The sequence below is a fragment of the Streptomyces sp. P5F9 genome, assembly GCF_057961495.1.
Genome location: NZ_JBXVPZ010000062.1, coordinates 24,144 through 31,521, shown reverse-complemented (window position 1 = coordinate 31,521; position 7,378 = coordinate 24,144). Strand labels below are relative to the sequence as shown.

Below are 7,378 nucleotides of genomic sequence, written 5' to 3'. Positions count from 1 at the left end.
GACGGGGACGGGGATTGAAGGGGGAGCGGCCGATCCCGACGAGGTGACCGTCCAGCTCGACGGGCCCGCTCGGCATGCGGAGTCCGGGGGCAAGAGCGGCACCGGCACCGGTAACGACGGTTCCGACCGGCCCGTCTTCGTCGACGAGTCCGGCCGTCGCAGCCGTAGGTACCGGCGGTTCGGTATGGCCGTCGGCATCGCGTGCGCGGTGTACGCCGTCGTCATCGTCGTCACGCTGCTGTCCGGCAGTTCGGACGCGCCGTGGCTGCCAGTGCCGGGGCAGAAGGACGACGCGCCCGCGGGCAAGGTCGACACCTCGCCGCTGCCCGCCGAGTCGGGGCAGCCGTCCGGTGGCAGCGGCAGTGTGGCGCCGGGGAACATTCCGACGGCGAGCGACGGTACGACGCCGTCGCCGGGCGTCAGCGTGAGCGGCACGGCCGGCGCGTCGGCGAAGCCCGGCAGCAAGGCGAGCGCGTCCGCGTCGCCCAAGCCGTCCACGAGCAAGAGCGCCACGGCGCCGACGGGCGGCGGCGCCAGCAATCCGGTCGTACAGCCCTCGCTGCCGGCCTCGTCCGCGCCCGCCTCGACGCCGGCGACGGTCACGAGTGCGCCGTCCGACCCGACACCGACCCCGAGCACCACGACGGGCACCGGCACGGTGGCCGACGCCCCGAGCACCCCGTCGCCCGTGGCGCAGGGGCCGGCCGCTCCGTCCGACCCGGCGCCGGCACCATCCACGACCCCGGAGCACATCCTCTGATGGCATCGCACAACCGCCGCCCCAAGGCCACGAACCAGGCCCCGGGCGGCCGACACGGATCAACTCCGGTAGCGGCAGGCGGAGTTGGGGCCCGCGCGGCGCGTGATCCCCGGCGCCGCCGACTGTCCATGCGGTTCCTGCTGCCGATGCTCCTCCTCGTCGCCCTGCTGGCGATGCTGATGCTGCGCGGCTACGTCCACAGCGAGATCCTCGCCGACCACCGCATCCGCCCCGAGGCGGCCACCGACAAGGTGCCGGACAAGATCCTCGACGGCGGCCCGGTCATCGACACCCGCAGCGGCCGTACGACCAGCCTGGACGTGCCGGACCACGACATCGTGCTGACCTTCGACGACGGCCCCGACCCGACCTGGACGCCCAAGGTCCTGGACGTGCTCAAGAAGCACCACGCGCACGCCGTCTTCTTCGTCACCGGCACGATGACCTCGCGCTACCCGGAGCTGGTCGAACGCATCGTGGCGGAGGGCAACGAGGTCGGCGTGCACACGTTCAACCACCCCGACCTCTCCTTCCAGTCGAAGAAGCGCGTCGACTGGGAGCTGTCCCAGACCCAGCTGGCGATCACCGGCGCGGCCGGCATCCGTACATCGCTCTTCCGTCCGCCGTACTCGTCCTCCGCCGACGCGATGGACAACCTGTCCTGGCCGGTGACCCAGTACATCGGCACCCGCGGCTACATCACCGCCGTCAACAACACGGACAGCGAGGACTGGCAGAAGCCCGGTGTCGCGAAGATCATCAGCAACGCCACCCCGCGCGGCGGCAAGGGCGCGATCGTCCTCATGCACGACTCGGGCGGCGACCGCCACCAGACCGTGCAGGCACTCGACAAGTTCCTGCCGGAGATGCAGGCCAAGGGCTACCGGTTCGACAACCTCACCGAGGCCCTCGGCGCGCCCAGCGCGCTCACCCCGGTGACCGGCGTCAACCTGTGGAAGGGCAAGGCGTGGATCTTCCTGGTCCAGGCCGCGGACGACATCACGGGCGTCCTGGTGGTGGGCCTGGCGATCACCGGCTCCCTCGTCATCGCCCGCTTCGCGCTGATGCTCCTGCTCTCCGTCATCCACGCCCGCCGGGTGCGCCGCGAGAACTTCGCCTGGGGACCGCCGGTGACCGAACCGGTGACCGTCCTCGTCCCGGCGTACAACGAGGCCAAGTGCATTGAGAACACGGTCCGTTCACTCATGGCGAGCGAGCATCCCGTCGAGGTGATCGTCGTCGACGACGGCTCGGCGGACGGCACGGCGAGAATCGTGGAGGCGATGGACCTCCCGAACGTCCGGGTCGTACGCCAGCACAACGCGGGCAAACCGGCCGCCCTCAACCGCGGCCTGGCGAACGCGAGTTGCGACCTCATCGTCATGATGGACGGCGACACGGTCTTCGAACCGGCCACCGTACGGGAGCTGGTCCAGCCCTTCGGCGACCCGCGCGTCGGCGCGGTCGCGGGCAACGCCAAGGTGGGCAACCGGGATTCGATGATCGGCGCCTGGCAGCACATCGAGTACGTGATGGGCTTCAACCTCGACCGCCGCATGTACGACATCCTGCGCTGCATGCCGACGATCCCGGGTGCCGTCGGGGCGTTCAGGCGCAGCGCGCTGGAACGGGTCGGCGGCATGAGCGACGACACGCTCGCCGAGGACACCGACATCACGATGGCGATGCACCGCGACGGCTGGCGCGTCGTCTACGCCGAGAAGGCGCGGGCCTGGACCGAGGCGCCGGAGACGGTCCAGCAGCTCTGGTCGCAGCGCTACCGCTGGTCCTACGGCACGATGCAGGCGATCTGGAAGCACAGGGGCGCCCTGCTGGACAGGGGCCCGTCCGGCCGCTTCGGCAGGGTGGGCCTCCCCCTGGTCGCCCTCTTCATGGTGATCGCCCCCATCCTGGCCCCGCTGATCGACGTGTTCCTGCTCTACGGCCTGGTGTTCGGCCCCACGGAGAAGACGTTCCTGGCCTGGCTGGGCGTGTTGGCGATCCAGGCGTTCTGCGCGGCCTACGCCTTCCGCCTCGACCGCGAACGCATGACCCACCTCGTCTCCCTGCCCCTGCAACAGATCCTCTACCGCCAACTCATGTACGTCGTGCTGCTCCAGTCCTGGATCACCGCGCTCACCGGAGGCCGCCTGCGCTGGCAGAAGCTGCGGCGGACGGGGGTTGTGGAGGCGCCCGGGGGTCCGGTGCCGAGTGCGCGCAGTGGTGGCGGCAACAGGAGTGACCGGAGGACTGTGGCATGACGCACGGATACACGGCGGGTACGGGCACGAACCCGGATCCGGAATCGACGCCGGCGTACGGGATTCCGCAACAGCGGCAGCAGGAACCGGAGTCGGCACCGGAACCGACGAAGGCCAAGGGGCCTGGGGGCGGCGGCCGGGACCGCTACCTCGACCTCCTCCGCTCGATCGCCCTGGTCCGGGTCGTCATCTACCACCTCTTCGGCTGGGCGTGGCTGTCGGTCCTGTTCCCTTCCATGGGCGTGATGTTCGCGCTGGCCGGTTCGCTGATGGCCCGCTCGCTGAACCGTCCCGCGCTGGGTGTGATCAGGGGCCGGCTACGGCGACTGCTGCCCCCGCTCTGGGCGTTCAGCGCGGTGGTGCTGGTGATGACGTTCGGGATGGGCTGGAATCCCCTCAAGGACCCTGACCTGGGCGGCACTTGGTGGGGCGCGGCGAAGATCTTCGACTACGTCGTCCCGTTCGGCGCCCCGCCGTATCCCGAGCATCTGGGTTCGGAGTCGGGCCTGTTGGAGAGCACGTGGGCGGACCAGGCGGCGGGCCCGTTGTGGTACCTGCGGGCGTATCTGTGGTTCGTGATCGCGTCGCCGCTGCTGCTGTGGGCGTTCCGCAGGGTCCCCTGGGCAACGCTGCTGGCACCCTTGGCACTGACGGCAGTTGTGGGCACAGGCCTGGTCACGATCCCCGGCGAGACGGGCAACGCGGTCTCCGACTTCGCGGTGTACGGCGGCTGTTGGGTCCTGGGCTTCGCCCACCACGAGGGCGTGCTGAAGAAGGTCCCGCGCTACCTCGCGGTGTCGGGCGCGACCCTGATCATGGGCTTCGGCTTGTGGTGGGCGTCAGGTCATCTGGGCCCGGACGGCTGGGACTTGAACGACATCCCCCTCGCGCAGGCGGCCTGGTCCTTCGGCGTCGTCGTGATCCTGCTCCAGTACGCACCGTCCTGGCAGACGTTGCCGGGGCGGTTGGCCAAGTGGGACAAGCTGGTCACGCTGTCCAACAACCGTGCCGTCACGATCTACCTGTGGCACAACCTCCTCATCATGGCGACGGTGCCGATCCTCGACCAGCTGTACAACCTGCCGTTCATGGAGAGCGAGGGGGCGACCGCCTTCCTCGACAAGGCGGACACGTTCCTGATGTTCCTGCTGATCTGGCCGCTGATCGCGGTGGCGATCCTTGCGTTCGGGTGGATCGAGGACATCGCGGCCAAGCGGGGGCCGAGGTTGTGGCCGGACGGGGGACCGGGCCGAGCCGAGGCGGGCCGGGGGCGTCGGGAAGCTGTCCGCAAACTAACTCCCTAACCGGCCTTTTACCGGTTAGAAAAGAACACAGCTTCCCGGACCCCTGCGCCCGGCCGTGCCACCACCGGGTGCCCGCGACTGGACATGACAGGCCCGACGGTCTACTTACCTGGGCAACCGTCCGGGGCCGACCGACCTCGCCACGACCTCACCGCGCCCACCCCCCGCCCGTGAGAGCAACGTTCCCTTCCGGTCACTCACAGCCACAGCGTGGAAACGCGCCCTCCCTACCTTCGGGATGCATCACCGCTCGTTACCCCGTAGTGCACCGTGGAGGCGTCATGACAGCCACTGGCAAGTGGATCGAGCACTGGGACCCGGAGGACGAGACCTTCTGGCGGGAGACCGGCGAGAAGGTCGCCCGCCGCAATCTCGTTTTCTCCGTGCTCTCCGAGCACATCGGCTTCTCGATCTGGACCCTGTGGTCCGTGCTGGTGCTCTTCATGGGCCCCGAGTACGGGCTCACACCGGCCGACAAGTTCCTGCTGACGTCGATGGTCACGCTCGTCGGCGCGGTCGTCCGGGTGCCGTACACCTTCGCGGTCGCCCTCTTCGGCGGGCGGAACTGGACGATCATCTCGGCGAGCCTCCTGCTCATCCCCACCATCGCCGCGTTCGTCGTGATGAAGCCGGGGACGTCGTTCGACACCTTCCTCTGGATCGGCCTGCTGGCCGGCATAGGGGGCGGCAACTTCGCCTCCTCCATGACCAACATCAACGCCTTCTTCCCGTTGAGGAAGAAGGGGTGGGCGCTCGGACTGAACGCCGGTGGCGGCAACATCGGCGTGGCAGCGATCCAGCTGGTGGCCCTCGCCGTCATCGGTGCGAACGGCGGGCCGCGGGTGCTGCTCGGGATCTACATCCCGCTCATCGTCGTCGCCGCGGTCCTCGCCGCGCTCTTCATGAACAACATCGAGAACGTCAAGAACGACACCGGTGCCGCCAAGGACGCGGCGAAGGACGCGCACACCTGGATCATGTCCGTCCTCTACATCGGGACGTTCGGGTCCTTCATCGGCTACAGCTTCGCCTTCGGGCAGGTGCTGACGAACCAGTTCGGCCGTACGCCGCTGCAGGCCACGTACCTCACCTTCATCGGCCCGCTGATCGGCTCGCTGATCCGTCCCGTGGGCGGCTGGCTCGCCGACAGGTACGGCGGCGCGAAGATCACCCTCTACAACTACGTCGCCATGGCCGCCGCCACCGCCGTCCTGGTCGTCGCCAGCATGCAGAAGTCGCTGCCGCTGTTCGTCACCGCGTTCGTCGTCCTGTTCTCGCTCACCGGGATCGGCAACGGCTCCACGTTCAAGATGATCCCCGGCATCTTCCAGACCAAGGCTCTCGCCAAGGGTTTGGAAGGCGACGAGGCGGCCAAGTACGGGCGCAGGCTCTCCGGCGCCTCCATGGGCCTGATCGGCGCGCTCGGCGCGCTCGGCGGCGTCGGTATCAACCTCGCCTTCCGGCAGTCCTTCCTCTCCTACGGCTCCGGCACCGGCGCGTTCGTCGCCTTCCTCGCCTACTACGCCCTCTGCTTCGGGGTCACCTGGGCCGTATACCTTCGCCGCCCCACCGCCCAGGCCCAGGCCAAAGCTTCCGCATCGGAGGCGAAGTCGCAGCTCAGCTATGCCGAGGTGTGACGTAACACCGGCGACATAAAACCGAACCGAGCCTGTCACGCACCGTTGACAGGCTCGTTCGGCATGTAGGCCCTGCACCATTGCATGTACGACGACATTCGGGACGAGACCCATGCACGAGGAACAGCAGCGACCGGATCGCGCGGAACACGGCCCCCTCTCCGGGTTCACCGTGGGCGTCACCGCCGCGCGCCGCGCCGACGAGCTGGGGGTACTGCTCCAGCGGCGCGGCGCGGTGGTCGTGCACGCGCCCGCGCTGCGCATCGTGCCCCTCGCCGACGACAGCGAACTGCTCGCCGCGACCAAGGAGCTGATCGACCAGGCGCCCGACGTCGTAGTGGCTACGACCGCCATCGGGTTCCGGGGGTGGATCGAGGCCGCCGACGGGTGGGGGCTCGGGGAGGCGCTCCTCGACCGGTTGCGCGGGGTGGAACTGCTCGCGCGCGGGCCCAAGGTCAAAGGGGCGGTGCGCGCGGCCGGGCTGACCGAGGAGTGGTCGCCGTCCTCCGAGTCCATGGCCGAGGTGCTCGACCGGCTCCTTGAGGAGGGCGTCGAGGGACGCCGGGTCGCCATCCAGCTGCACGGTGAACCGTTGCCCGGGTTCGTGGAGTCGCTCCGGGCCGGGGGAGCGGACGTCGTCGTCGTTCCCGTGTACCGGTGGATGCCGCCCGAGGACATCGCCCCGCTGGACCGGCTCCTGGACGCCGCGGTCTCCCGCGGCCTGGACGCGCTGACGTTCACCAGCGCACCGGCCGCCGCGTCGCTGCTGTCCCGCGCCGAGACCCGCGGCCTGCTGCCCGAACTCCTCGCCGCCCTGCACCACGACGTCCTCCCGGCCTGCGTCGGCCCCGTCACCGCGCTCCCGCTCCAGAACCACGGCATCGCCACGGTCCAGCCCGAGCGCTTCCGCCTCGGCCCCCTCGTCCAGCTCCTCTGCCAGGAACTCCCCGGCCGCGCCCGCACCCTCCCCATCGCCGGCCACCGCGTGGAGATCCGCGGCCACGCGGTCCTGGTCGACGGCACGCTACGACCCGTCCCACCGGCCGGCATGTCCCTCCTCCGCGCGTTGTCCCGCCGCCCGGGCTGGGTCGTGGCCCGCGCGGAACTCCTCCGCGCCCTCCCCGGCGCCGGCCGCGACGAACACGCCGTGGAAACAGCGATGGCCCGCCTCCGCACGGCACTTGGTTCTCCGAAGCTGATCCAGACGGTGGTGAAGCGGGGGTATCGGCTGGCGTTGGATCCGGCGGCCGACACGAAGTACTCCGACGTGTGAACCGGCGTGGGGGCGGGCGTCCCTGGGTGCTCCACCCCCCAGCCCCCGATCGGCCCTGAAGGGGCCTCGCCCTCAAACTCCCCCAGAGGGGGACCCCTAACGGGCTGAACATCGCCGCCCGGCGCCAAGACTCGACGAACCCC

General features: G+C 69.8%; 4 protein-coding genes and 1 pseudogene. All 5 read left to right on the top strand.

Annotated elements, in window-relative coordinates; translation table 11 throughout:
* Positions 1-760: pseudogene (locus tag AC31A1_RS13625) on the top strand (hypothetical protein); the annotation flags it as partial.
* The gene (locus AC31A1_RS13620; protein WP_489653538.1) at positions 760-3,021 is read left to right on the top strand and encodes a bifunctional polysaccharide deacetylase/glycosyltransferase family 2 protein; all 2,262 of its coding nucleotides are present in this window, start codon (positions 760-762) and stop codon (positions 3,019-3,021) included. The pseudogene AC31A1_RS13625 and the gene AC31A1_RS13620, both read left to right, overlap by 1 nt.
* A complete protein-coding gene (locus AC31A1_RS13615; protein WP_489653537.1) occupies positions 3,018-4,325 on the top strand; it encodes an acyltransferase family protein in 1,308 nt (435 codons plus the stop codon). Before AC31A1_RS13620 ends, AC31A1_RS13615 begins: the two co-directional genes overlap by 4 nt.
* A gap of 281 nt (positions 4,326-4,606) precedes the next feature.
* A complete protein-coding gene (locus AC31A1_RS13610; protein WP_489653536.1) occupies positions 4,607-5,962 on the top strand; it encodes a nitrate/nitrite transporter in 1,356 nt (451 codons plus the stop codon).
* Between the two features lie 112 nt (positions 5,963-6,074).
* Complete coding sequence (locus AC31A1_RS13605; RefSeq protein ID WP_489653535.1) at positions 6,075-7,235, top strand: uroporphyrinogen-III synthase; 1,161 nt, start codon at positions 6,075-6,077, stop codon at positions 7,233-7,235.
* Positions 7,236-7,378 lie beyond the last annotated feature (143 nt).

Bases quoted from the DNA above. Each gene is read 5' to 3' on its own strand.
- AC31A1_RS13605 (WP_489653535.1), top strand. From the start codon at position 6,075: ATGCACGAGGAACAGCAGCGACCGGATCGCGCGGAACACGGCCCCCTC.
- AC31A1_RS13615 (WP_489653537.1), top strand. From the start codon at position 3,018: ATGACGCACGGATACACGGCGGGTACGGGCACGAACCCGGATCCGGAA.
- AC31A1_RS13610 (WP_489653536.1), top strand. From the start codon at position 4,607: ATGACAGCCACTGGCAAGTGGATCGAGCACTGGGACCCGGAGGACGAG.
- AC31A1_RS13620 (WP_489653538.1), top strand. From the start codon at position 760: ATGGCATCGCACAACCGCCGCCCCAAGGCCACGAACCAGGCCCCGGGC.